Origin of the sequence: Enterococcus sp. OL5, from assembly GCF_006491895.1 — a bacterium.
In the GTDB taxonomy this organism is placed as follows: Bacteria; Bacillota; Bacilli; order Lactobacillales; family Enterococcaceae; genus Enterococcus_D; species Enterococcus_D innesii.
Map to the genome: position 1 here is coordinate 93,619 of NZ_VHIL01000001.1, position 22,828 is coordinate 116,446.

25 protein-coding genes and 1 pseudogene are annotated in these 22,828 nt (G+C 42.3%); 2 read left to right on the forward strand and 24 right to left on the reverse strand.

The window, feature by feature from the left end; translation table 11 throughout:
• Positions 1 to 58: 58 nt before the first annotated feature.
• Complete coding sequence (gene ribF / locus FJU10_RS00395; protein ID WP_189372195.1) at positions 59 to 1,000, reverse strand: riboflavin biosynthesis protein RibF; 942 nt, start codon at positions 998 to 1,000, stop codon at positions 59 to 61.
• A gap of 2 nt (positions 1,001 to 1,002) precedes the next feature.
• Positions 1,003 to 1,929, reverse strand: a complete 927-nt coding sequence (truB, locus tag FJU10_RS00400; RefSeq protein WP_140964845.1) for a tRNA pseudouridine(55) synthase TruB — start codon at positions 1,927 to 1,929, stop codon at positions 1,003 to 1,005.
• A gap of 122 nt (positions 1,930 to 2,051) precedes the next feature.
• On the opposite strand from truB, the gene FJU10_RS00405 reads away from it, so the two are divergent.
• Complete coding sequence (locus FJU10_RS00405; RefSeq protein ID WP_015509588.1) at positions 2,052 to 2,630, forward strand: phosphatase PAP2 family protein; 579 nt, start codon at positions 2,052 to 2,054, stop codon at positions 2,628 to 2,630.
• Positions 2,631 to 2,681: 51 nt separating this feature from the next.
• Here FJU10_RS00405 and rbfA read toward each other — a convergent pair whose 3' ends face one another.
• The 12 genes from rbfA to FJU10_RS00470 all read right to left on the reverse strand — a co-directional run bounded on the left by rbfA (position 2,682) and on the right by FJU10_RS00470 (position 12,898).
• Complete coding sequence (rbfA, locus tag FJU10_RS00410; protein ID WP_005225925.1) at positions 2,682 to 3,032, reverse strand: 30S ribosome-binding factor RbfA; 351 nt, start codon at positions 3,030 to 3,032, stop codon at positions 2,682 to 2,684.
• A gap of 32 nt (positions 3,033 to 3,064) precedes the next feature.
• Complete coding sequence (gene infB, locus FJU10_RS00415; protein ID WP_140964846.1) at positions 3,065 to 5,554, reverse strand: translation initiation factor IF-2; 2,490 nt, start codon at positions 5,552 to 5,554, stop codon at positions 3,065 to 3,067.
• Positions 5,555 to 5,566: 12 nt separating this feature from the next.
• Positions 5,567 to 5,869: a YlxQ-related RNA-binding protein gene (locus FJU10_RS00420; RefSeq protein ID WP_015509584.1), complete on the reverse strand. Its 303-nt coding sequence runs from the start codon at positions 5,867 to 5,869 to the stop codon at positions 5,567 to 5,569.
• A complete protein-coding gene (gene rnpM, locus FJU10_RS00425; protein WP_005225922.1) occupies positions 5,862 to 6,158 on the reverse strand; it encodes an RNase P modulator RnpM in 297 nt (98 codons plus the stop codon). The genes FJU10_RS00420 and rnpM overlap by 8 nt, the downstream gene beginning before the upstream one ends.
• Positions 6,159 to 6,174: 16 nt before the next feature.
• Positions 6,175 to 7,389, reverse strand: coding sequence for a transcription termination factor NusA (nusA, locus tag FJU10_RS00430; RefSeq protein WP_077454434.1), 1,215 nt, complete (start codon positions 7,387 to 7,389; stop codon positions 6,175 to 6,177).
• A gap of 21 nt (positions 7,390 to 7,410) precedes the next feature.
• Complete coding sequence (gene rimP, locus FJU10_RS00435; protein ID WP_077454435.1) at positions 7,411 to 7,884, reverse strand: ribosome maturation factor RimP; 474 nt, start codon at positions 7,882 to 7,884, stop codon at positions 7,411 to 7,413.
• Positions 7,885 to 8,091: 207 nt separating this feature from the next.
• Complete coding sequence (locus FJU10_RS00440) at positions 8,092 to 8,430, reverse strand: DUF2752 domain-containing protein (protein WP_170920140.1); 339 nt, start codon at positions 8,428 to 8,430, stop codon at positions 8,092 to 8,094.
• Positions 8,430 to 8,864, reverse strand: a complete 435-nt coding sequence (locus tag FJU10_RS00445) for a DUF4234 domain-containing protein (RefSeq protein ID WP_086292276.1) — start codon at positions 8,862 to 8,864, stop codon at positions 8,430 to 8,432. The genes FJU10_RS00440 and FJU10_RS00445 overlap by 1 nt, the downstream gene beginning before the upstream one ends.
• 176 nt (positions 8,865 to 9,040) lie before the next feature.
• Positions 9,041 to 10,981 carry a threonine--tRNA ligase gene (thrS, locus tag FJU10_RS00450; RefSeq protein WP_005235617.1) on the reverse strand — a complete coding sequence of 647 codons (1,941 nt, stop codon included), beginning with the start codon at positions 10,979 to 10,981 and terminating at the stop codon, positions 9,041 to 9,043.
• 312 nt (positions 10,982 to 11,293) lie between these two features.
• Positions 11,294 to 11,470: a 2-hydroxymuconate tautomerase gene (locus tag FJU10_RS00460; RefSeq protein ID WP_005225916.1), complete on the reverse strand. Its 177-nt coding sequence runs from the start codon at positions 11,468 to 11,470 to the stop codon at positions 11,294 to 11,296.
• A gap of 70 nt (positions 11,471 to 11,540) precedes the next feature.
• A complete protein-coding gene (locus FJU10_RS00465) occupies positions 11,541 to 12,056 on the reverse strand; it encodes an ASCH domain-containing protein (protein WP_140964848.1) in 516 nt (171 codons plus the stop codon).
• A complete protein-coding gene (locus FJU10_RS00470) occupies positions 12,026 to 12,898 on the reverse strand; it encodes an aminoglycoside 6-adenylyltransferase (protein WP_140964850.1) in 873 nt (290 codons plus the stop codon). Before FJU10_RS00470 ends, FJU10_RS00465 begins: the two co-directional genes overlap by 31 nt.
• A gap of 140 nt (positions 12,899 to 13,038) precedes the next feature.
• On the opposite strand from FJU10_RS00470, the gene helD reads away from it, so the two are divergent.
• A complete protein-coding gene (helD, locus tag FJU10_RS00475) occupies positions 13,039 to 15,318 on the forward strand; it encodes an RNA polymerase recycling motor HelD (RefSeq protein WP_140964852.1) in 2,280 nt (759 codons plus the stop codon).
• A 66-nt stretch (positions 15,319 to 15,384) separates the two neighbouring features.
• On the opposite strand, the gene FJU10_RS00480 is transcribed toward helD, so the two are convergent.
• From FJU10_RS00480 to FJU10_RS00525, 10 genes and pseudogenes are all read right to left on the reverse strand, one after another.
• The gene (locus FJU10_RS00480; protein WP_077454441.1) at positions 15,385 to 16,044 is read right to left on the reverse strand and encodes a hypothetical protein; all 660 of its coding nucleotides are present in this window, start codon (positions 16,042 to 16,044) and stop codon (positions 15,385 to 15,387) included.
• 212 nt (positions 16,045 to 16,256) lie between these two features.
• Positions 16,257 to 16,979, reverse strand: coding sequence for a YebC/PmpR family DNA-binding transcriptional regulator (locus FJU10_RS00485; protein WP_005225911.1), 723 nt, complete (start codon positions 16,977 to 16,979; stop codon positions 16,257 to 16,259).
• A gap of 79 nt (positions 16,980 to 17,058) precedes the next feature.
• Positions 17,059 to 18,225, reverse strand: coding sequence for a nucleotidyltransferase (locus tag FJU10_RS00490; protein WP_140964853.1), 1,167 nt, complete (start codon positions 18,223 to 18,225; stop codon positions 17,059 to 17,061).
• Positions 18,226 to 18,252: 27 nt separating this feature from the next.
• Positions 18,253 to 18,981 (reverse strand): class I SAM-dependent DNA methyltransferase, encoded by a 729-nt coding sequence (locus tag FJU10_RS00495; protein ID WP_140965084.1) that lies wholly within the window; start codon positions 18,979 to 18,981, stop codon positions 18,253 to 18,255.
• Positions 18,981 to 19,322: a ribosome silencing factor gene (gene rsfS / locus FJU10_RS00500; protein ID WP_034695537.1), complete on the reverse strand. Its 342-nt coding sequence runs from the start codon at positions 19,320 to 19,322 to the stop codon at positions 18,981 to 18,983. The genes FJU10_RS00495 and rsfS overlap by 1 nt, the downstream gene beginning before the upstream one ends.
• Before the next feature lie 11 nt (positions 19,323 to 19,333).
• Positions 19,334 to 19,932 (reverse strand): annotated as a pseudogene (yqeK, locus tag FJU10_RS00505) (bis(5'-nucleosyl)-tetraphosphatase (symmetrical) YqeK).
• Entirely contained in the window at positions 19,922 to 20,563 is a 642-nt protein-coding gene (locus FJU10_RS00510) for a nicotinate-nucleotide adenylyltransferase (protein WP_005225906.1), read from the reverse strand. Before FJU10_RS00510 ends, yqeK begins: the two are co-directional and overlap by 11 nt.
• 12 nt (positions 20,564 to 20,575) lie before the next feature.
• Positions 20,576 to 20,887, reverse strand: coding sequence for a ribosome assembly RNA-binding protein YhbY (gene yhbY, locus FJU10_RS00515; RefSeq protein WP_005225905.1), 312 nt, complete (start codon positions 20,885 to 20,887; stop codon positions 20,576 to 20,578).
• Positions 20,888 to 20,902: 15 nt separating this feature from the next.
• Positions 20,903 to 22,021, reverse strand: coding sequence for a ribosome biogenesis GTPase YqeH (yqeH, locus tag FJU10_RS00520; RefSeq protein WP_140964855.1), 1,119 nt, complete (start codon positions 22,019 to 22,021; stop codon positions 20,903 to 20,905).
• A gap of 1 nt (position 22,022) precedes the next feature.
• Positions 22,023 to 22,547, reverse strand: a complete 525-nt coding sequence (locus tag FJU10_RS00525; RefSeq protein ID WP_008378174.1) for a YqeG family HAD IIIA-type phosphatase — start codon at positions 22,545 to 22,547, stop codon at positions 22,023 to 22,025.
• Positions 22,548 to 22,828 lie beyond the last annotated feature (281 nt).

Consider the following 22,828-nt stretch of genomic DNA (forward strand, 5'->3'; position numbering starts at 1 on the left):
GAAAAAGTGAAAAGAAGCCAGAAGCGCTTCTTTTCACTACGAATGATTAGTTTTCTTCTTAAAGGCCATCAAAATAAGCTTCAGTGTCTCGTTCGTCTTGCTTTAATTGTTCGATCAATGCTTGCGCACCATTGAAAGCCACTTGATCACGCAAGAAATGATGCCAGCGGATTGCCACAGTTTCCCCATAGATATCTTGGTGAAAATCGAGAATATAGATTTCAACTGTTAACTGGCGCCCTTGACCAAAGGTGTCATTGTGACCAATCGATCCCATCGATGGATACCACTTGTCACCGACTTTGATTTCCGTCACATAGACACCTTCTTTTGGCAACCGAACAGTGCTCTTCACTTTGATATTCGCGGTTGGAAACCCAAGTTCTCGTCCTCTAGCATCACCGTGAACGACGGTTCCTTCAAATTCATAAATATACCCTAACAAGCGATTGACTTGCGCCATATCGCCATTTTGTAGCGCAGAGCGAATGCGTGTGGAGCTAACCTTTTCTTCATCAAACGATTCTTGCGCGACAGTCACAACTTCAAAACGTCCTTCTGCATAGGTTGGCAACAGCGCCATGTTGGCAATTTCCTTCTTGCCATAGGTATAGTCAAAACCTGCAACAACAACTTTTGCATGCAGTCCGACCATGTATTCATCTACAAATACTTGCGGTGCCAAATTTGCAAAAGCAGAAGTAAATTCAATGATATAAAGAATGTCTACCCCAAGTTGTTCCATATGCGCTTCCTTTTGAGCCAAACTGGTCAGGTATTGCATTTTTTCAGGATCGACTTTTTGAAACACGATCGAGGGATGTTGATTAAAGGTCATCAACGCCAATTTTAACCCTTTTTCCTCTGCAATCTTGCGCCCTGTTTCAATGACTTTCTGATGGCCTAGATGCACGCCATCGAAAAAGCCTAAAACTAAGACGATCTCCTCTTCAGGAATCGTTGCGTGATCATAAGGGTGTCTCATTTCAATGATTTCCATGTTCATTCTCCTATTTCTGTACGGATGACTTTTACCGGTTTCATCATATCGTGGTATTTGTCATGAGCTTTATAAATACTAATTAATTGTTCTTGATAGAAAATCGCCACTAACTCTTCTGGGTGCTCTTGTAATCCAAATGCACGAAACGGCAAACGCATGCCATTTTTTACTTTCTGCCAGAGGTCCGCATCGATCGTCACTTGAACAAACTCCGATACCCCGTATTCTAAAGGTAGTAGTAGTTCCGAAACACGTTGTTCATCGACTGCCTTTTGAACCTCTGCAATCGTGTAAGATTGTTCTTTAGAAAAACCACCGCTTTTTAGGCGAGTCAAATCAGACATATGCGCGGGTACGCCCAGCAATTTCCCTGTGTCGACCGCTAATGTGCGAACATAAGTCCCTTTTCCACAAGAAACTTCAAAACGCCAGCTTTGCGTATTGTCCTCATGAGTAACCGGCTCTGAAATTCGTTCAAAGGAATAAATTTCGGCTTTGCGTTGTGGCCGCTCGACAGTTTCATTGTTGCGGGCATATTCGTAAAGTCGTTTGCCATTGACTTTGACCGCCGAATACATCGGGGGGATCTGGGTAATCGTCCCCGTCAACTGTTTCATTGCCTGATCGATCTCTTCCTTCGTAAAAGGACGAGTTAGTGCTTGTTGTTCAACGATATCCCCCGACCGATCTTCTGTAGTGGTACTGAAGCCCAAAGTGATTTCCCCGGTGTAGACTTTTCCAGAATCAACCAAGTATTCGACGATCTTCGTTCCTTTTCCGATACAAATGGGCAAGACACCATCCACGTCAGGATCTAGTGTGCCGCTGTGTCCGATTTTTTTTGTCTTTAATATTTTTCGTAATTTAAACACGCAGTCGTGACTTGTTTGTCCACGCTCTTTCCATAATGGTAAAATCCCGTCCATCGTATTCCTCCATTTCACTTCAACTTGCTTATTATAACATATAAAAAAAATTCATTGCACGACAAAATCCTTTTCGCACCTTCTCATTACATGATAAACTAAGCATATAAGGAGGTCCTAAAATGGTTGTTTTAACGATAGGGTCATTTATTGGATTTGCCATTTTTTTGATCATGATTCAGCTCGGCACGATGCAGCGTTGGGAAGAAGCGTTTGCTTTGCAGATCATCCAAAGCCGTACGCCCTCTTTGACGCGCATGATGCACTTTTTTACCAATTTAGGAAAAGCCTTTCCGACAGTTGCGATTGCTTTACTGTTGTTTGCCTTTCCATCATCGCGGGCGGATCTTGCACCAAAAACAGCAGTCAGTATCTTCATAGTATCAGCAGCTGCTTACTTGATCAAACGAATCGTCCGACGAGATCGTCCTATTGATCATCGTTTAGTTGAAGAAAAAGATCACAGCTTTCCTAGTGCTCATGCTGCCACATCCGCTGCCATGTATGGAACGATCGCCTTGAATCTTGGACAATTGGTTCCCTCAGCTGTCATCCCGATGACCTTACTGGCAATTTTGCTTAGCTTTATGATTGGCTTTAGCAGAGTCTACTTAGGGATCCACTTTTTAACAGATGTGATCGGTGGTTGGCTCTTAGGGGCAGGTGTTGCTGGACTGGTTACTTTACTGATGAATTCCTGATGCTTTTTCCAAATAAAAAAGAACAGCTTCGACTGGAAGCTGTTCTTTTTTTTATTCTTCTGAGTGCAATGCGCGAATCATTTCATCAATTTTATTCCCGTATTGTACAGATTCATCCAACTCGAATTGGATTTCTGGAACTTTGTAGAGCGTTAGCGCTTGGCCTAGTTCACGACGAACCAACCCAGTTGCTTTTTCCAGTCCTGCTTGGGCTTTTTGCTTATCTGAAGCCAAGTCCGTCAAGGTGCTGTAAAAGATCGTTGCTTGCTGCAAATCTCCAGTTACTCGTACATCTGTGATCGTCACATCTTGCACGCGAGGATCACGAACTTTTTTACGAAGAATTTGATTGACTTCTTTTAAGATTTCTTGTGCCACTCGGCGATCTCGATAATTAGCCATTCAAAAAGCCTCCTTGTATAGTTGTCATTCCGTTATTTTGTTGGTACTTCTTCCATCACATAGCCTTCGATCACGTCATCAACTTTAAGATCGTTGAATTTCTCGATCATCGCGCCACATTCAAACCCTAGCTTCACTTCTTTGACATCGTCTTTGAAGCGTTTCAAGCTGGCAAGTTTGCCTTCATAGATAACGATACCGTCGCGGATCACGCGGACGCCACTGTCACGACGAATGCTGCCTTCCGTCACATAGCAACCAGCAATCGTACCCACTTTAGAAACTTTGTATGTTTCACGAACGATCATTTGACCAGTGATTTTTTCTTCGAATTCAGGATCAAGCATCCCTTTCATCGCAGTTTCGATTTCTTCGATCGCTTTGTAGATGATGCGATGCAAACGAATATCGACTTTTTCCGCTTCCGCTTGCTGTTTGGCTTGCGGTGTTGGACGGACGTTAAATCCGATGATGATGGCATTGCTTGCCGCTGCTAGCGTTACATCACTTTCATTGATGGCGCCAACGGCTGAATGGACGATGTTTACTCGCACACCTTCCACATCGATTTTCTTCAATGACGCAGCTAATGCTTCAGCTGAACCCTGTACGTCTGCTTTGATGATGACATTTACTTCTTTCAGTTCGCCTTCTTTTAGACTTTCAAACAAGTTATCTAATGTCACACGACTACTTGATGCGCGTTGCTCCATTAAAGCACGTTTTGCCCGTTCTTCCCCTGCTGCCCGAGCTGTTTTCTCGTCTTCAAAAGTAACGAAACGATCACCTGCTTGAGGGACATCGTTCAATCCTGTGATTTCGACAGGTGTAGCAGGTCCTGCTGTTTTATCACGACGACCTAAGTCATTCGTCATTACCCGAACACGACCGAAGGTATTCCCTACAACGATTGGATCACCTACATGAAGCGTTCCTTGTTGAACCAATAGGGTAGCCACAGGTCCTTTTCCTTTATCAAGGCGTGCTTCAATGACGGTACCGATTGCCCGTTGGGTAGGATCAGCTTTCAAATCTTCCACTTCTGCTACTAAAAGAATCATTTCAAGCAATTCTTCAATGTTTTGCCCAAATTTCGCTGAGATTTCAACGAAGATCGTATCGCCACCCCAGGCTTCTGGGATCAACTCATGTTCACTTAATTCTTGCATCACGTGTTGTGGGTTGGCACCTGGCTTATCGATTTTGTTTACTGCAACGATGATCGGCACTTTTGCTGCTTTCGCATGGTTGATTGCTTCCACCGTCTGTGGCATCACACCATCATCAGCTGCGACAACTAAAATCGTGATATCGGTGATACTTGCTCCCCGTGCACGCATACTGGTAAAGGCCGCGTGTCCAGGAGTATCTAAGAAAGTGATTGGTTTGCCATTGATGTCGATTTGGTAAGCCCCAATATGCTGGGTGATTCCTCCAGCTTCACCACTCGTCACTCGTGAATGGCGTAAAGTATCAAGCAAGGTTGTCTTCCCATGGTCAACGTGTCCCATGATCGTCACAACAGGTGGTCGTGACACCAAGTTCTCTTCGACTTGTTCTTCTTCTTCAAAGAATTTATCGATGTCTGCGATATCCACTTGGACTTTTTCTTGTGGTTCAATTCCGTAATCAGTAGCAAGCAGTTCAATCGTATCTTTATCTAAAGGTTGGTTTTGATTGACCATAACCCCCATCATAAAGAGTTTCTTGATGATTTCAGCTGGTTCACGGTAGATTTTTTTCGCGATATCCGCTACGTTCATGCCTTCTGTGTATTCCAATACTTCTGGTAACTCACGGAATTTACGTGCTGGAACTGGCGGTTTCTTTTCCGTCTGCTGACGGCCTTTTTTGCCTTTTTTGTTAAATTTGTTGCGATTGTTATTGTTGAAATTGTTATTGCGTCCACCGTAATTTGACTTGCCGCGGTTTTGATTTCCTCCACGGGAATCATTCGATCCTTGCGTACGGTTATTGTTACGGTCTGCCCCTTGCGTATTTCCTGCAGATTGAGCGGCCGGACGGTTTTGCTGCCCTTGATTGTTCGGACGGTTTTGTTGTCCTTGGTTTGTTGGGCGATTTTGTTGCCCTTGATTGTTACGATTCTCTTGGTTATTCACTCGATTATGACTTCCTTGGTTATTTGGTCTGTTACTTCCTTGACTGTTCGTGCGATCTACTTGTCCTTGACCAGCAGGACGGTTATTACTTTGCGCAGTTCGCTGTTGACTTTGATTGTTATGACGGTTTTGGAAGTTAGGATTATTTCTTTGCGTTTTAAATTTCTTTTGTTCTTGTTTTTCCGGCTGGTTGGCTGGTTTCTGATTTGCGGGATTTGAGTTTGCAGATGTTTTACCATTTGGATTGCCGCCTAACGACTGCTGCAATTTCTGCGCCTCTCCATCTGAGATCGCGCCCATATGATTTTTGACATCAAAGCCTAAAGATTGTGCTTTTTCGACAACCTCTTTGCTCGATTTGTTCCATTCTTTTGCAAGTTCATAAATTCTTTTTTTCCCCATGCAATCACCTTCCTAACCTAATATTAATTCCTGCACCTTCCTTGCAAATCCTTGATCTAAGATGCCAATGACCATTCTTGGTTTCCCAATGGCCGCACTGATTTCATCAGCAGAAAATGCATCTAGGAGCGGAATTTCGTAATAAGAACTTTTGTCCTTAATTTTCTTTTGTGTATTTTTACCAGCATCACTGGCGACAATGACCAAAGCAGCTTTCTCATTGCGAATCTCTTTTAAGGTCATTTCTTCACCAGTCACTAATTTCCCAGCACGCATGGCTAGTCCTAACATATTTAATGCTTTGGTTTTATTCATTTGCAAATAACTCTTTTCGCGCTTTTTGGTGCGTTACATAGTCCAATAGTTCTTGGTAAAATTCATCTGTCAATTTCGTTTCCAACACTCGATCTAAAATACGTTTATCCCAAGCTTTCTGGGCTTCAGCCGGTTCGATCGCTATATAGGCACCACGACCAGGCATTTTTCCGGTTGGATCAATAGAAACAACGCCTTCTTTTGAACGAGTGATACGAAGCATTTCTTTCTTAGGCAACATTTCACCTGAAATCACTGATTTTCGTAAAGGAATTTTTCGTTTTTTCATCACGATCTCACCTCAACTATTTCTCGTCAAACTCAACATTTTCGTAATCATCTGCAGTCATGTCTGATGAAAGGATTGCTTCATCGAGCGTTTCTGTAGATTCCGTTGCTTCTGTGCTGATTTCTTCAGCAGCTTCTGAAGCATTTGCATCATACTCATCGATATAGTCGCCTTCATCCAACTTCGCATAAAACTCTTCCATATCTGTTTCTGATTTGATATCGATTTTGAAGCCAGTCAATTTCGCTGCCAGGCGGGCATTTTGTCCCCGTTTACCGATCGCCAATGACAATTGGTAATCAGGCACGACAACGGTACAAGACTTCGGATTATCAACATCGAAAATAACGTCGCTAACTTCCGCCGGATTCAATGCATTGGCAATGAAGATCGCTGGATCTTCATTCCATTCCACGATGTCCATGTTTTCGCCTTTTAGTTCATTGACGATTGCTTGAACCCGTTGCCCTTTAGGACCTACACAAGTGCCGACAGGATCAACGTTAGCATCAAAAGAACGAACAGCCACTTTGGCACGATCCCCTGCTTCACGAGCGATACTTACGATCTCTACAGTACCATCATATACTTCTGGCACTTCTTGTTCAAATAATCGGCGTAGCAAATCTGGATGGCTACGGCTAACAAATACTTGAGGCCCTTTAGACGTATTTTCAACACGAGAAACGAATACTTTGATCCGATCATGGGGTTGATAAAACTCATTTGGCATTTGGTCTTGTTTTGAAAGCACTGCTTCAATTTTACCTAAGTTCACATAAATATAACGATTGTCTTGACGCTCTACGATTCCTTGTAGAATGTCTTTTTCATAAGCACTAAATTCGTTATAGATAATGTTTCTTTCCGCTTCACGGACCCGTTGCAAAATGACTTGTTTGGCCGTTTGCGCCGCAATACGACCAAAGTCTTTAGGTGTTACTTCAAAGCGGATTTTGTCGCCGATTTCATAAGCGGGGTTGATTGTCATCGCTTCTTTTAATGAAACCTCTAGTTGCGAGTCCATGACTTCTTCTGTCACTTCTTTGACTGCATATACGTGGATGTTGCCTTTTTTCTGATCAAATTCCACTTCCACATTTTGTGCTTGCCCGTAATGACGTTTGTACGCTGAAACCAATGCCGCTTCCAAGGCATCGATGACAATCTCTTTTGAAATGCCTTTCTCTGCTTCTAATGCATCCAATGCATTCAACATTTCTTTACTCATGATTCTTTCATTCCTCCGTGTTTAAAATTGAATGGCTAAACGAGCTTTGGCAATATTTTTCCGGTCGATCGTTCGTTCTTTTTCTCTGGTTTTGATTCGGGTCTTCATAACTAGCTGATTTTCGTCGAATGACTGTAAAAAGCCTTCGAACTGTTTTTCTCCATCAATCGGTTGATATAAAGAAACATGAATGTACTCGCCGACTGCCCGTTGATAATCTGCTTCTTTCTTCAATGGACGCTCGGCGCCAGGGGAAGAAACTTCCAAGAAATAGGCTTGTGGAATAGGATCAGGATCGCATTGGTCTAATTGTTCACTAAGTTGTTCACTGACAAAGGCACATTCCTCGATATCGATTCCGCCTTCTTTATCGATGAACACACGAAGAAACCAATTTTTCCCTTCCTTCACGAATTCTACTTCAACTAATTCAAATTTTTGCGCATCCAGAATAGGGGTCACTATATCTGTAACAGTTTCCACTACTGTACTCACAACATCGCCTCCTTTATTTCTCAACGAAACGAACTTCATTCCATTAAAAAGAGTGAGCGAAAAAACCGCTCACTCACTCTAAGTATCATTACATTGTAAATATAACACAATTTTCATAAAGATTCAACTACTGTCGCATGTTCCCTTCGCTTTCAGAAAAAAACAAAGCATTTTCTTAATGTTTTTTAATGCTTGGGTGAATGGATGTTAGTGAATCACTTGACCAATCCGACGTAGTAGTTGTGGGAAAATACTTTCTGGATCAAAGTCCATGGGCGCTTCATGTGGGAAATGAAGCCAGAGCCGACCGCCATAAACCACTAGTACTAAAAGTGTCAATGTCACCCACAGGTTTTGACTGTGGTAAAGTTTGCCGATTTTCGGATTTTTTTTGAATAAAACGATCCCGAATACGATCGGCACTAACCAAAACAAGGGATGAAAATGTAGCGCGCCTTGAAGATCGCCTTGGAATAAATGTAAATATGCGCGCGTCATGCCACAACCTGGACAAGGAACCCCCGTTATCCATTTAAACGGACAGATCAATAATCGACCCAATCATCTGAATCAAACGGATCATTTGAAGCATCAGATGATGTCATAGTATTTTGATCAGCTGCTTCCCACATTTGGTTCATGTCTCCTTGTAAAATCGCCATATTGATAAAATCAAAATTAAAGAGGCTTAAGACAACAAATAGAATTTTGTTGTCACTCAAACGAGGCATTTTCGCTCGTTGTTGCGCACTCATAAAGATATCCGCGATTCGATACCACCAATAAATTTGATACAACCCACAAGTAAGGATCGTTAATAAAATCGACGTCTCTGGTGAAAGACGATTGTCCCCACTGTACTCTGCTAGTTCTTTGGTTGTTTGGTACATCCAAAAGAATGTATAAATGCCACAAGTAATAAATGTTAATAGAATGACCGATACAACCGATTTTTTTCTTACTCCATAATTATAGTTCATCACATACCCCTTCTATTTTTCTCCTTGTTGCTACCTGTTAATTATATATGATTTTATTCACAAAAACAAAATTTTCTGCATTTTCCACAGTTTTTATAGAACAAAAATAGATAAACAGCACCTGCTAAAAAGCAGGTGCATATACTATAAGACAATTATCTTCTTTGTAACAAAAACTATGCGCGGCTATAATTTTTCACTTCTGCAGCCATAGCATCAACAAAAAGATTCAACTCTTCCACTTGAGTTTCTTTGCTGCCATAGCGACGGATATTGACTGTTGCGTCATTGACTTCTTGATCCCCAACAACGATTTGGTAAGGAATTTTTTGTGTTTGCGACGCACGGATCTTGTACCCCATTTTTTCATTGCGATCATCTACTTCCACTCGCAGACCTTGCGCTTGCAAACGTTCTTTGATTTCGTAGGCATAGTCGCTGTGGGCTTCGACTGAGACCGGAATGATCGATGCTTGGATTGGTGCCAACCAAGTTGGGAATGCGCCTTTATAGACTTCTGTCAAATAAGCCACAAAACGTTCCATCGTTGAAACGATCCCGCGGTGGATCACCACTGGACGGTGGTTGTTTTCGCCATCTTCACCAACGTATGTCAAATCAAAACGTTCTGGCAATAAGAAATCCAATTGGATCGTTGACAATGTTTCTTCCATACCTAAAGCTGTTTTCACTTGGACATCTAGTTTAGGTCCGTAGAAAGCTGCTTCACCGTCAGCTTCAAAATAATCCAATTCTAATTCATCCATGGCTGCTTTTAGCATTGTTTGCGCATTTTCCCACATCGCATCGTCATCAAAATATTTGTCTTTATTTTGTGGATCGCGATAGCTTAAACGGAAACGATAGTCAGTAATATTAAAGTCTTCGTAAACGCCCACCATAAGATCCAGTGTCCGTTTGAATTCTTCTTTGATTTGATCAGGACGAACGAATGTATGACCGTCATTTAAGGTCATTTCACGAACCCGTTGCAACCCTGATAGCGCGCCAGATTTTTCGTAGCGATGCATCATCCCTAATTCAGCGATTCGAATTGGTAGTTCACGATACGAATGGATGTCATTTTTGTAAACCATCATGTGATGCGGGCAATTCATTGGTCGTAGAACCAGCATTTCGCCATCACCCATATCCATTGGTGGGAACATGTCCTCGTGGTAATGATCCCAATGCCCTGATGTTTTGTATAAGTCCACGTTTGCCATGATTGGTGTGTATACGTGTTGGTACCCAAGGCTAACTTCTTTATCAACGATATAACGTTCGATCGTACGACGGATCGTTGCTCCTTTTGGCAGCCAGAAAGGCAGACCAGCGCCGACTTCAGGAGACAACATAAACAATTCTAATTCTTTCCCTAGTTTACGATGATCGCGTTCTTTTGCTTCTTCCCGTAAACGGATAAATTCCTTCAAGTCTTTTTTATCGAAAAAGGCTGTTCCGTATACTCGTTGCATCATCTGGTTATCAGAGCTTCCACGCCAGTAAGCACCTGCCACTGATAACAATTTGTATACTTGGATACGGCCAGTTGATGGGACGTGGGGACCGCGGCAAAGATCGACAAATTCACCTTGCTGATAGGCAGTAATCGTTTCGTCATCTGGTAATTCAGTGATCAACTCTACTTTGTATGGATCTTCGGCAAAAAGGGCCAACGCTTCTTCTTTTGTTAATACACGTCGTTCGATTGGCAGATTTTCTTTGATGATCTTCATCATTTCTGCTTCGATTGCCGGTAGATCTTCCGCAGTTACTGGGTTTTCCCCATTATCTGTGTCATAGTAAAAACCAGAATCAATTGCAGGTCCTACCCCAAAATGGATCGATGGATAGAGTCTGCGCATAGCTTGAGCCATTAAATGAGCTGTCGAATGACGAAGTAAGCCTAAGGCGTCTTCGTGATCGGGTGTCACGATCTCAATCGTTGCATCTTCTTCGATCGGACGTGAAAGATCGATCAGTTGTCCATTGACTTTTCCAGCTAAGGCTTTTTTTGCAAGACTTTTCGAGATACTTTCAGCAATCTCTTTGGTTGTTACCCCAACAGCAAATTCTTTTTTTGCGCCATCAGGAAATGTAATAAATAATGACATATGAATGTCCTCCTTTGAATGATTTCAATCAATAAAAAAAGTCCTAGTATCGGTTACGATACTAGGACGATCACTCGTGGTTCCACCTATTGTTTAAAAACAGAAAAAGTCTGTTTTCCTCTTCATGAGATAACGGTTCAACCGCCTCTGTTTCGACAGAGGTCTTAAAAAAGTGGTCATCCTTTGGTTTTCTTCTAGGAAATTTTCAGCCAAGATTTCCCTCTCTTATCGAAGACTCTCAAATTCAGGTGTCTTTTTTATTGATCGATTATGGCTCAATTAAACCACTACCTACAAGAAAAAGCAAGAGAATTATTTCCAATCGCCATTCACAGCATAGGTTCCTTGCTTCATTTCATTGATGATAACGTGGATATGCTCCTTAGGGGCACCCGTATTTTTATGGACTGCCTCAGTGATTTCTTTCATCATATTCGTCAGTTGTTCTTGTGAACGCCCTTCAACTAGTTCGACATGGATAAATGGCATACGATTTCCTCCTTTGTTTGCTTTTGATTATACACCTTTTTCAAAAAGACAAAAGCGATTGTCGCGCTTTTCATTGAAAATCATGGCCTTCATCTTCTTGATACACAACAGAAAACTTCTCGCAAACACACAGCATTTGAGCATGAAAAGACAAACCCGCTGAGGCATAAGCTCGTCGAAAAAAAGCTTCATGAACACGGCGCCAATAAGCCAAAGTGCGATCTCCTTCCCCTTCTAAAAAGGCGAACGCTGCTGTCACCTCATCAAAAGGCACGATCGACACTGACTCTAAATAAAGAACAGCTCTTGGGACATCCGAACCATCTAAAAGAACACTATACGTTCCTGATTGCGGCAATGCTTCTTGCTCGATTTCATAGAGCGCAGCGGCAGATGTCGTTGCCGTCTTTTTGCCAGCTAAAACCAGTGCTGCCAGTTCATCGGCCATTTGTGGGGTATCACCAAAGGACCAAGCATCTTCATAGGTCAGAGCAGATTGGTTTCTTGAGTTTACTTTTAAAAATCGTTGCCAAAAAGCCTGAATCTGACTGTCTTTTATTTTTGGTTCTCTGGACTCATCTGCCAATTTTTTTCACTCCAATACTTCGTATATGTTTGGACATTCTCAGCTTCTTGCCAATCATAAGCCAATCCCAATTTCTCGCTGATTTTCTTTGCTTGGTCATCAAAACGTTTTTGCATCTTCAAAAGTGACTGACCGCAAGCAGTGATCGTGGAAAAATCAAGCAATGAGGTCAATTCCCGCCACTCCTTTTCCGTGAGAAACGACTGCAGGTATTTATGATTTTTTCCAGTACTCACCTGAAATTGCTGAGTGTGGGCAACAAACAAATCTTCAATCCATAACAATTCTTGCCAACAAATGGTGTATAAATGATCCGCAGCATAAATCAGCTGCTTTCGAAGCAGCCCTTTCACGACATACGTGCTTACCCACCAAAATTCGTTGCAATGTTCCCGAAAAGCGGCTTGGGTCGGACGCTTGATCCAGTAATGCGAATGATTTGCTTGATTAGTAAAACTTAGTAATTGGTCTGGATCAAGCAGCGGCTGCAAGCCTGGTTCGTTAGCCAGCCGATCGACCAGTGCAAGAGGACAAAGCATGAGATCGATTCTTACTCCGTCTAAAAAATGCATCAAGTACGTAAAACAACCACCCAGACTGGGCGGATAGATGGTGCTAGCTTCCGGTGTTTGCCTGATCATGAGCGGTCCAAAGGCTTCTAACCATGAAGGATCATCGACCAAGGGCTGAATATCATCCATTACATAAACCACATCAAAGTCTTGCAAAAAATCTTTTGGCGCCTGCGGATCGGTCCGTGAACCAGATAAACCGATGGCACGTGCCCCAACACCTTCGCCCACCGATTGGATCAGTCGGAGTAGTTCTGCTTCTTCCCTCACTCTTTCCACCTCTAATTCGACTAATTTTTGAATTACTATGCTCTTTCTATAAATATTAGCATAGTTTCTTTTTTTCCACGACATTCGCAGGGAAAATATGCTATAATTTTATGTCGCAATTTTTTTAAGGAGGATCCTTCGTGAACGAACGTCAAAAAGAACAACAACATGTTAATGAAACCATTGCTCTGATCCACAGAGAACAAGCGATCCTTTCGCAGCAAAAACAAGAATTAGCCGCTAAAATGGATGATCAATTAAAAGAAATCGCCGATAAGAAAATTCGCGGGGGCGACAGTGAAGCCTTTTATGAATCAGTTATCGAGTACCAGCAGCATGAACAAGAATTGCTGATAAAATACCAAACCGCAGAATCGCAAGAAAAACGCGTCAAAACCTTAACAACGATGGCGGGCAATCCGTATTTTGCTCGAATCGATTTCAAAGAAGAACAAGAGACCGAGACCCTCTATTTGGGGATCGCTTCATTGCGAGACAAAGATGAAGAAACGATCGTCATTGACTGGCGCGCACCGATCGCCAATCTTTACTATGAAGGAGAGCTTGGTGAGACCTTCTACGAAACAGACACTGATCGGTTTACGGTAGAATTGCTTTTGAAACGCCAATTTAAAATTCAAAATGGTGAAATCTTGTCGATGGTCGATACTTCGGAGATCATCAATGACGAATTTTTGTTGGAAATTTTGGATGAAGCCTCTTCTTCTCAAATGCGTAACATCGTTTCAACGATCCAAAAAGCGCAGAACCAAATCATTCGTGATACCACCAATAAATTCTTACTGATCGAAGGGATTGCTGGAAGTGGGAAAACCTCTGCTTTGTTGCAGCGGGTCGCCTTTTTACTTTACCGTAATCGCAAATGGCTGGATGAAAAACAAGTCTTGCTGTTTTCACCCAATCATTTGTTTTCTGATTATATTTCCATGGTCCTGCCTTCTTTAGGGGAAAGTGAAGTGCCCACAAGAACCTTCCACCACTTTATCCAATTGATTCTGACTGGCTATGAAGTGACGAAAGAAACCCAACAAGAAGAAACCTTTTTAAGCGGAGACGACGACGCCATTGAAAAAATCAAAAGCAGTCTTTTCTTGGTGGAAAAAATCAACCGTTATGTCCGTTCCATCGCACCGATTGGTCCCTTGTTCCGCGATCTAAAAAACCAAGGGCAAACCTATTTGACAAAAGAACAAATTCGCCGCTGGTATCAAGAAACCAATAATGAACTGCCGATTTACCAAAGAACCCAACTGCTTCAAACGAAATTATTAAAAAAAATCGGCGGCTTGGAAAAAGATGAAGCCAAAAAAGACTGGGTCAAAGAAGCGACCGAAGAACAATTGCAACAAGTATTCGCCAACGATCCTCATCAAGAATACAGCGAAGAAAACGAACGCCGTTTGCGGAAGAAGCTCAGACAGCAAATCGTCCGCAAGAAGTTCCGTTCCTTGACGCGGGGAGTGAAAAACTTTCAGTTTATCAACCAAGCCAAACAATACTTACACTTTCTACAATCGGTTGAGTCTGCTGCAGTCAAGGAAACTGGCATCGAGGCTGCGGCTTGGCAGCAAAGTATTGCCGACATTCGTCAAGGTATGCGCCAAAGACAGATCAAACAAGAAGACGCCGTTTTGTTTTTCTTACTGATTAAACAGCTCTATCCTGTTCACGTCGAAGAAAAAGCTCGGTTTATCTTTATTGATGAAATGCAAGATTTCCCACCTGCCCAAGTGGCATTGCTGCGTCAGCTTTATCCAAAGGCTGGTATCACCCTTTGCGGCGATTTGAATCAAAAAGTGTATGGCAATGAAACGATCGTCGGGGCATTAGCAGAATTATTCCCTCACGAAAGTGTGAAACGTTATCAATTGAAAACCAGCTATCGTTCGACTAAGGAAATCACAGATTTCGCCAATCAATTTTTAGTGGGCAGTGATCAAGTGGAATTGACGGCTCGTAAAGGGGCGGTACCAGTAATTACTAAAGGAACTGCAACTGAAAATCTGGCTTTCCTAGAAACTAGTATTCGTGACGCAGCTGAGAATCAGCGTTGGCGCACCGCGATCATTTGTAAAACCGCAAAGGATTGCCAACAATTATATGATCAATTGGCAGAAACAATGCAGGATCAAGTGCAGTTGATTACTTCTGAAGAAGACTTCATGAAACGCAATGTGATGATCTTCCCCGCCTTTTTAGCAAAAGGGCTAGAGTTTGACCAAGTCTTTGTCTGGACGCTGGGGGCCGCTTTTGAGACCGAACAAGACCAATTGATTTTCTATACGATGGCGACACGGGCCATGCATCAGTTGACAATTCTTACAAACGAAGAATTGCCGCTTTTAGCAAAAGCCAATCCTGCCACTTATCAGTTCCAAGAAGCATCAAAGATTGACTAAAAAACTAACAAAAAAACATCACGATCGGCTTGTTTCTTTTGAAGAAACAGTCGAAAGTGATGTTTTTTAGCCTTTTAATTCGCCGATAAACAAGCGGGTTTCTGGATAACGCATCCCGACGATGGTTAAAATCATTTGCAGCTCAGAAACGTGTTCTGGATCTTCTGGAACGAATAATTTTGTATGTCGGCCGATACTGCCGTTATCGATCAAGCGATGGGTACGATTCCATTGACTGAATTCCTCAATCGTCGTAAAGCGACTAAGAGGGAAGCCAGCCCCATCAAGAATTTCTGTCAATCGAAAAAGTACATATGAACTATCGATAACAAATTCTTTTCTGTGAGGCAAAGCACGCGTTCGTTTATAATCAATAATTGCTTTTTCTGGTCGGTGCTCTAAAAGCCAATCCAACAGCAAGAAGAACCCTTCCATTCGGTACTCATCGATAAAAAGTCGTTCAGAGTATTCCGACATGCGAAAGACTAATGGAATCAAAAAACGCTCTTTATAAATCAATAATGGTGCGCGATCAACCACGACGTTTAAATAACGATTTAAGTAGGAAGAACCACGATAATCGCCCAAACGATACCCCTCTACCCCATACTTTTTATATTTTCGGCAAAGGGCCGAACAGTCAGAAATCGATACAGACACTTCTGCTAGCTTCTCAAAACCACTTAAGATTCGATTAAATGGCTCTAAAACGATTTTTTCTTCCATGTCTGCCCCCCTAACGAGTTGTTTGCTTATGTAGTAAATCATAACATATAAAATGCCTAGAAACCAACTGAAAAGATAATGAATCTGGAAGAATTTTCAAGAGAAGTGCTTCTCGCTCTCTTGTTTTTTCACTTGGCTAAGCAGCGGAAAACCCATTGAAAAAAAACACCAAAAAATGGCAGCCAGATTACCTCTAGGCTGCCAAGTGCGTTTTATTCTTCGGCGTCTGCCACATTGTGATAGACGTTTTGTACGTCTTCAAGATCTTCTAACACATCGATCATTTTTTCGAATTTTTCTAGATCGTCACCCGTCAAGGTTACTTCATTTTGAGGAATCATTTGCATTTCTGCAATTGAGAATTCAGTGATACCTTTTTCTTTCAAGGCTTCCTGGATGGCATGAAAGTCACTTGGTTCACCGTGAACGATGATTTGTCCATCTTCTTCAACAACATCACGAACATCGATCTCTTTGTCCATCAAGTATTCTAAGATCTCATCCGCATCGTCACCGGCAAAGCCAAATAATGCTGTGTTATCAAACATATAAGCAACTGCACCTGAAACGCCCATGTTTCCGCCGTTTTTACCAAACGCGGCCCGAACATCAGCTGCAGTCCGATTGACGTTGTTTGTCAACGTGTCGACGATCACCATAGATCCGTTTGGTCCAAATCCTTCATATCGAAGTTCTGAGTATTGTTCATCGCCAGAACCTTTGGCTTTTTCAATCGCACGGTCAATAATGTGTTTTGGCACATTGTAGGTTTTCGCACGTTCGATAACAAAGCGTAATTTTTGGTTCGCGTGCGGATCAGGATCACCCGATTTTGCTGCTGCGTAGATTTCGATTCCAAATTTTGCATAAACTCGGCTATTGTTTGCATCTTTAGCAGTTTTCTTCGCTACGATATTTGCCCATTTACGACCCATGATTTCACTTCGCTTTCTTGTTTTTAAAAATCCTTATTCATTATACTTGTCAAATGGCTTTCTGTGAAGTAATTTTCACTTATTTATCAATAAAAAGCGGAATTCTTCGAAAATTTTGTTCTGTGATTTGAGCATTCCCTTGTTGATAGATCTGGTCGATCCGCAATGACAAGCCATAGCGCTGTGCTTCTTGCTTACCGAACTTAGCAATCAGCGGCAGGGTCAGCTCTTTTTTGACCTCTTTTAAATAGTGCTGCCCTTGCTTCGTATACCCTAAAACCCGAATAAAGGAATGTTCTTGGGCTTCCTTCATTTCAGCTTTTGTCACTTGGAACAATACATAACAAGCAAGACGCTGCAGCCGCGTTTGGGTATAACGTTTCGTCTTTAACAACTTGATAAAATCTGCAAAAGAATCCGCCGCCGTCACATATTGTTTTAGTCGATACTCTAATCCTTCTTCCATCTGGTAAATAGCCGCTAATTTTTCGATTGGGGCAGAGATGATCTGGTATTGAAGATACGGCCAAAAGGCTTCCCAGTCAACTGTTGCTTGTGAAAGAAAATTTTGTGTGGCTTCAGGAACAAAATCCGCAACAGCTGCACCTTGTTTGATTGCTTGGCGAATGGCTGTTGCACTGGCGATCGTGGGATGATTGAATTGTTCTGAATGATAGGACGCCGCAACACGTTGGATGGGGACCAAACGCATTGGTTTTTCATAATGTAACACTTCCCGTGCATACGCCATACCTAACAGATGATTCGGCTGATCTTTTTCTACATGGTACTTAGGATAAAGCTCACTGAGGACCGCACTCATATTTTGACTATAGGTAGCATTTTGCCTAGCTATGCGTTGGAATGCGTCATCGATCATCCGCTGATTTTCTTTTTCAAACTGAGCGAACTTTGCATAGTCAAAGGGTTGTTTCGCATCAGTTCCAAAACACAAAGAGTCACATTGCAGATCTTGTAAGATCTTAATCGCTCCCGCTGCAAAAAAATCAGCAGACTGGACGGCCCAAGCGGATGGCAGTTCAACGACCAAATCGACGCCATTTTGCAATGCCGCTTGGGCTCGCTGCCATTTATCGATGATTGCCGGTTCACCACGCTGTAAAAAATTTCCACTCATCACGGCTACAATAACCTCGGCGTTGGTTTCTTGCCGGGCTTTGTCCACGTGGTATTGGTGTCCATGGTGAAAAGGATTATATTCTACGACTAGTCCGCAAGCCTTCATCGACATCCCTCCTGTTTTACATAACGGTTACTTATGGCAGACAAAAAACCAGCGACGGCTTTTTTCATTTGGTTTCGTATCGATAAAATCGGCGTAGCATTCAACATTAGCAAAACCAGCATTTTCTAACATTCTTAAATAGCTTTCGAGAGGATAGGTTCTTTCTTGATGAAGCTCATCTAAGCGTTCAAACAAGCCACTCTCTTGTGCAACAAAAAAGGTCAAGAAGTGTTCAATGCTATGGTCTTTTTCGCCTTGATAGCTTTCCCAAAGAAAGGCAAATTCATCGGTTTGGTAATGATAGCTATAATCAGGAAAGACTTCATCGATTTGATATAAAGAATGCACATCAAATAAAAACACGCCATCTTCTTCTAAACAACTGTAAACACCATCAAAAACTTGCTGCACACTCTGCTCGTCTTCCATGTAGCAAAGGGAGTCAGAATAACAGGTAATTGCTTGATAGGTGCCAACATCTACGAGATCCAGCATGTCACCCGCAACAAACTGCACAATTGCCGCTTCTTTTTCAGCCCGTTGACTAGCGATCATCAGCATCTCTTCTGAAAGATCCAACCCAGTCACATCAAAACCAGCCTTGGCAAATTCAACGGCTAACGCACCGGTTCCACAAGCCAATTCTAACAGCTGTTTTCTTTCTCCTAAATGACGACAAGAAAAATCCAGCCACTTTTTATAGAGACTGGAATCCATTACTTCGTCATAGACAAATGCGAAGGTTTCGTAAGCCATTACGCCACGACCCATTCATTAAGATCCACAAGCGGCGCATCAGACCATAATTTTTCTAGGTTGTAAAAAGCACGTTCTGAGGCACTGAATACGTGAACGATCACGTCACCTAAGTCGATCAAGACCCATTTTCCACCATCTTTTCCTTCGACACGACGAACAGATACTTGATTTTCTTCTTCTTTATCGATGACTTCATCAATGATCGCATTGATTTGACGTTCGCTATTTCCTGAACAGATCACAAAGTAATCTGCTAGCAAAGAGATTTCCCGCACATCTAATGCCATAATATCTTCGGCATGTTTTGAATCGGCGGCTTTTACAGCAATTTCTAATATTTTCTGACTATCTATGGTAATTCCCTCCTATATTTGGCTACCCAAAAATTGTAGGTTTCGATCGTTTTTGGGTAAATAACTGCTTCTGTTTCGATCAAATGAAGCAAGGTATGTTTCGTTTCGTAAGCAACAGCGGCATCTAAGTCAATCATTGCGATCTCTCTGGCTTCAACGACTCCAGGAAACGTACGTCCGGGTTCGATATAATCTGCCACATAGATGATTTTATCTAACAGGCTCATCTTAGCAGCTCCGGTGGTGTGCAAACGGATCGCTTGTAAGATTTCTTCGTCATCGATCTCTAATTCTCGTTGAACGAAATCAGCACCGACAAGTCCATGCCAGATGGCATTGTTCCAGTTCAAGAGATCCAAGTCGAATCCGTCTCTACGAATGACTAATTGAAATTCTTCATCGCTGCGTTCTTTCGCATAATCATGCGTCAAGGCGGCGATGCTGGCTTTGACCGGTGAAGCGCCATATTTTTCCGCAAGGGCAACGGCCGTTTTTCGACACCTAACACATGCTCAAAGCGCTTTTGACTCATCTGCATTTGGACCTTTTGCATCAAAAGTTCCCGTTCTGCTTGTGTGTAGTGTTCACTCTTCATCCAAGTACAACCCCTTTTCTTGAATATAGTGTAACACATTATCTGGCAATAAGTAGCGAACGGAACAACCTTGTTGTACTTTTTTACGAATTGTCGTTGAGCTGACATCCATTAGCGGGATATCGATCCAAATAATCGGGTATGGGCTATCGATCGGCACTTCTGGACGACGAACCCCCACAAACGTTACCAATTCCATCAGCTCATCGATTTGATGCCATTTTGGTAAATAGTTCACCATATCCCCGCCAATGATAAAATAATAATTAGTATCTGGATTCTTAGCTGTCAATTCCCGCATCGTATCAACCGTATAACTCTTCCCTTTTCGTTCCAACTCAATGGTCTCTACAGCAAATCGCGGATTATCGGCAATCGCCAACTCCAACATCGCTAAACGATGCTCAGCAGGGATCGTCTTTTTCTCATCAACATGAGGCGGTAAATACTCAGGCATGAAATAAACTTTATCCAGCCCTAATGCTTGCCCTACTTGCTCACCCATGACCAGATGTGCGTAGTGTACTGGATTAAAATTTCCACCAAGAATGCCCACTTGCTTTTTCGGTACCAGTTCTTGTGTTTGTGTTTCTAAAACCGTTTGTACCTTGCCAAATGTTTGTCCTTGCATGCCTTTTCCCTCCTAAATTGAACGAACTTTGCTTGAAATTGTTTGGTATTTTTCTTTGCTTGACGGTTTGAATAAAACGATCACTCGTCCGATGATCTGTACCACTTCACAGCCGACTTTCTCACGGATCGTTTCAGCTGCTTCGTCAGCAACCTCATCGGTATTTTGGAGCAATGAGACTTTGATCAATTCTCGTTTTTCTAGTGCTTCTTCAATTTGCGCCATCATTGCGTCATTCAAGCCGCCTTTGCCGATTTGAAAAATCGGGTTTAAATGGTGCGCTTCACTTCGTAAAAATCTTTTTTGTTTTCCTCGTAAGTCCATACTCTTCCTTCTTCCTTATACTAATGCTTTACGTCTAAGCACATCGACACCCTTTGGTGCCCACCCGGCGATGACACACGGTTTGGTGATCGTGATCCAGCCAAGGCCAGCAAAAACGATATCGGTTTTTTCTTTGATTGAAAATTCAAAACGGACGAGTTCAGGAAAATCCTCCACTTCATCTGCTCGTGGCGGCTGCAGCAGCCCACCAACATGTTTCTCATAAAATTCATCGGCTTTCGTTAATTTGGTCCGATGGATCGCCACATCATTTGCTACATAAGCAATAAATGAACTGCGTTCTCCTTGAATGAAATCAAACCGGGCAAGTCCTCCTAAGAACAAGGTTTGTTCTGGATTCAACTGATACACCTTTGGTTTGATCTCTTTGGCTGGTGCCACGATTTTTAGATCTTTTTTACCTAAATAATGCGCCATTTGATGACGATGAATGATTCCTGGTGTGTCGATCAAGAAGTGTCCGTCATCCAAGGGAATCTCGATTTTATCCAATGTGGTTCCTGGGAAACGCGAAGTCGTGATCAATTCGTTGATCCCCGCTGTTTGTTTGATGATTTGATTGATCAATGTCGATTTCCCAACATTTGTCACACCAACCACATACACATCGCGTCCTTCACGATACGTTTCGATTGATTGCAGTAAAGCTTCCGTTTCACCTGGTTTCTTGGCGCTCGTCAATAATACATCGACGGGTCTTAAGCCAGCTTCATGGGCACGTTCCTTCATCCACTGGGTCATCTTCGATTTTTTCAAAGATTTCGGTAAAATATCCACCTTGTTGCCCACTAATAAGACAGGATTATTCCCAACAAAGCGGTGTAGTCCTGGGATCAATGAACCATTAAAATCAAAAATATCGACGACATTAACGATCAAGGCATCTTTTTCTCCGATTTCATTCAGTAAACGCAGAAAATCATCGTCTGTCAGCGAAACATCTTGAATCTCATTGTAATGGCGCAAGCGGAAACAACGTTGACAATAGACTTCTCCTGATTCAATTCCTTTTTCTAATGCAGATTGCGGGGTGTACCCCAATTCGTTAGGGTTTGTTGTTTGAATCAATGCCCCGCAGCCGATACAGTGAATTTCTTCGATTCCTTCTGTCATATTAAATTCCTCCACGCCATTTTAACTCTGGGTTATGTTTCAATAGATAGTTCATGATTTTTCTTTCTGCCGCTCGATTAAACTGGGTTTTCCAAGAATCCGTTGGGATCACTGGTTTCACTAAAATACTGCGAACACCGGCACGATTGGCACCTCGTACATCCGTCATGATTTGATCGCCGATCATGACGACCTCTTCTTTTTTCAAACCTAATTGCTGATACCCTTGTTTGATGCCTCTTGAAAAAGGTTTTAGTGCGCGGTGTACGTACTTTAAGCCAAAGGGGGCAACTGCCCGTGCCACTCGTTCACTATTGTTGTTAGAAACCACTATCACCGGTATGCCAGCGTTTTTCATTTCCAATAACCAGTTTTTTAATTCTTCGGTTCCATCAGGATTGTTCCAAGCAATCAAGGTATTGTCAAGGTCAGTCAAAATCCCCTTGATTCCCTGTGCCTTAAGTTGGCTGGGCGTAATTTTATAAATCGCATCGACCATCCAAGTCGGTTTATAATTTGAAAACATAAAATCTCCTTTGCTGCATGATTTCTTCGCATATTAAAAATCGGCGACTCGTCAACGATCCAAATTGTCGATCCTTAAAAAGAAACAGTCCGATCTGCATAAAATCACGCAGATGGTTTCTATCAAGATCAGACCTCTTCAACCTGTAATTATACAATAGAATCTTTTTGAATACTAGCAAGTGCGCCAGTTTCTGCAGGTTTCTTGTAAAAGAACTGAAAAAGGAACCTGCCAAGACAACCGTTTGTTCTATCACTTCTTCAATGTAGTCATTTTTCCGT

Excerpts from the sequence above, each read along its gene's own strand:
- ribF (WP_189372195.1), bottom strand. The coding sequence starts at position 1,000 with ATGGAAATCATTGAAATGAGACACCCTTATGATCACGCAACGATTCCT.
- truB (WP_140964845.1), bottom strand. The coding sequence starts at position 1,929 with ATGGACGGGATTTTACCATTATGGAAAGAGCGTGGACAAACAAGTCAC.
- FJU10_RS00405 (WP_015509588.1), top strand. The coding sequence starts at position 2,052 with ATGGTTGTTTTAACGATAGGGTCATTTATTGGATTTGCCATTTTTTTG.
- rbfA (WP_005225925.1), bottom strand. The coding sequence starts at position 3,032 with ATGGCTAATTATCGAGATCGCCGAGTGGCACAAGAAATCTTAAAAGAA.
- infB (WP_140964846.1), bottom strand. The coding sequence starts at position 5,554 with ATGGGGAAAAAAAGAATTTATGAACTTGCAAAAGAATGGAACAAATCG.
- FJU10_RS00420 (WP_015509584.1), bottom strand. The coding sequence starts at position 5,869 with ATGAATAAAACCAAAGCATTAAATATGTTAGGACTAGCCATGCGTGCT.
- rnpM (WP_005225922.1), bottom strand. The coding sequence starts at position 6,158 with ATGAAAAAACGAAAAATTCCTTTACGAAAATCAGTGATTTCAGGTGAA.
- nusA (WP_077454434.1), bottom strand. The coding sequence starts at position 7,389 with ATGAGTAAAGAAATGTTGAATGCATTGGATGCATTAGAAGCAGAGAAA.
- FJU10_RS00445 (WP_086292276.1), bottom strand. The coding sequence starts at position 8,864 with ATGAACTATAATTATGGAGTAAGAAAAAAATCGGTTGTATCGGTCATT.
- thrS (WP_005235617.1), bottom strand. The coding sequence starts at position 10,981 with ATGTCATTATTTATTACATTTCCTGATGGCGCAAAAAAAGAATTTGCT.
- FJU10_RS00460 (WP_005225916.1), bottom strand. The coding sequence starts at position 11,470 with ATGCCATTTATCCATGTCGAACTAGTTGAAGGGCGTTCACAAGAACAA.
- FJU10_RS00480 (WP_077454441.1), bottom strand. The coding sequence starts at position 16,044 with ATGGAAGAAAAAATCGTTTTAGAGCCATTTAATCGAATCTTAAGTGGT.
- FJU10_RS00485 (WP_005225911.1), bottom strand. The coding sequence starts at position 16,979 with ATGGGTCGTAAATGGGCAAATATCGTAGCGAAGAAAACTGCTAAAGAT.
- FJU10_RS00490 (WP_140964853.1), bottom strand. The coding sequence starts at position 18,225 with ATGAAGGCTTGCGGACTAGTCGTAGAATATAATCCTTTTCACCATGGA.
- FJU10_RS00495 (WP_140965084.1), bottom strand. The coding sequence starts at position 18,981 with ATGGCTTACGAAACCTTCGCATTTGTCTATGACGAAGTAATGGATTCC.
- FJU10_RS00510 (WP_005225906.1), bottom strand. The coding sequence starts at position 20,563 with ATGCAAGGACAAACATTTGGCAAGGTACAAACGGTTTTAGAAACACAA.
- yhbY (WP_005225905.1), bottom strand. The coding sequence starts at position 20,887 with ATGGACTTACGAGGAAAACAAAAAAGATTTTTACGAAGTGAAGCGCAC.
- yqeH (WP_140964855.1), bottom strand. The coding sequence starts at position 22,021 with ATGACAGAAGGAATCGAAGAAATTCACTGTATCGGCTGCGGGGCATTG.
- FJU10_RS00525 (WP_008378174.1), bottom strand. The coding sequence starts at position 22,547 with ATGTTTTCAAATTATAAACCGACTTGGATGGTCGATGCGATTTATAAA.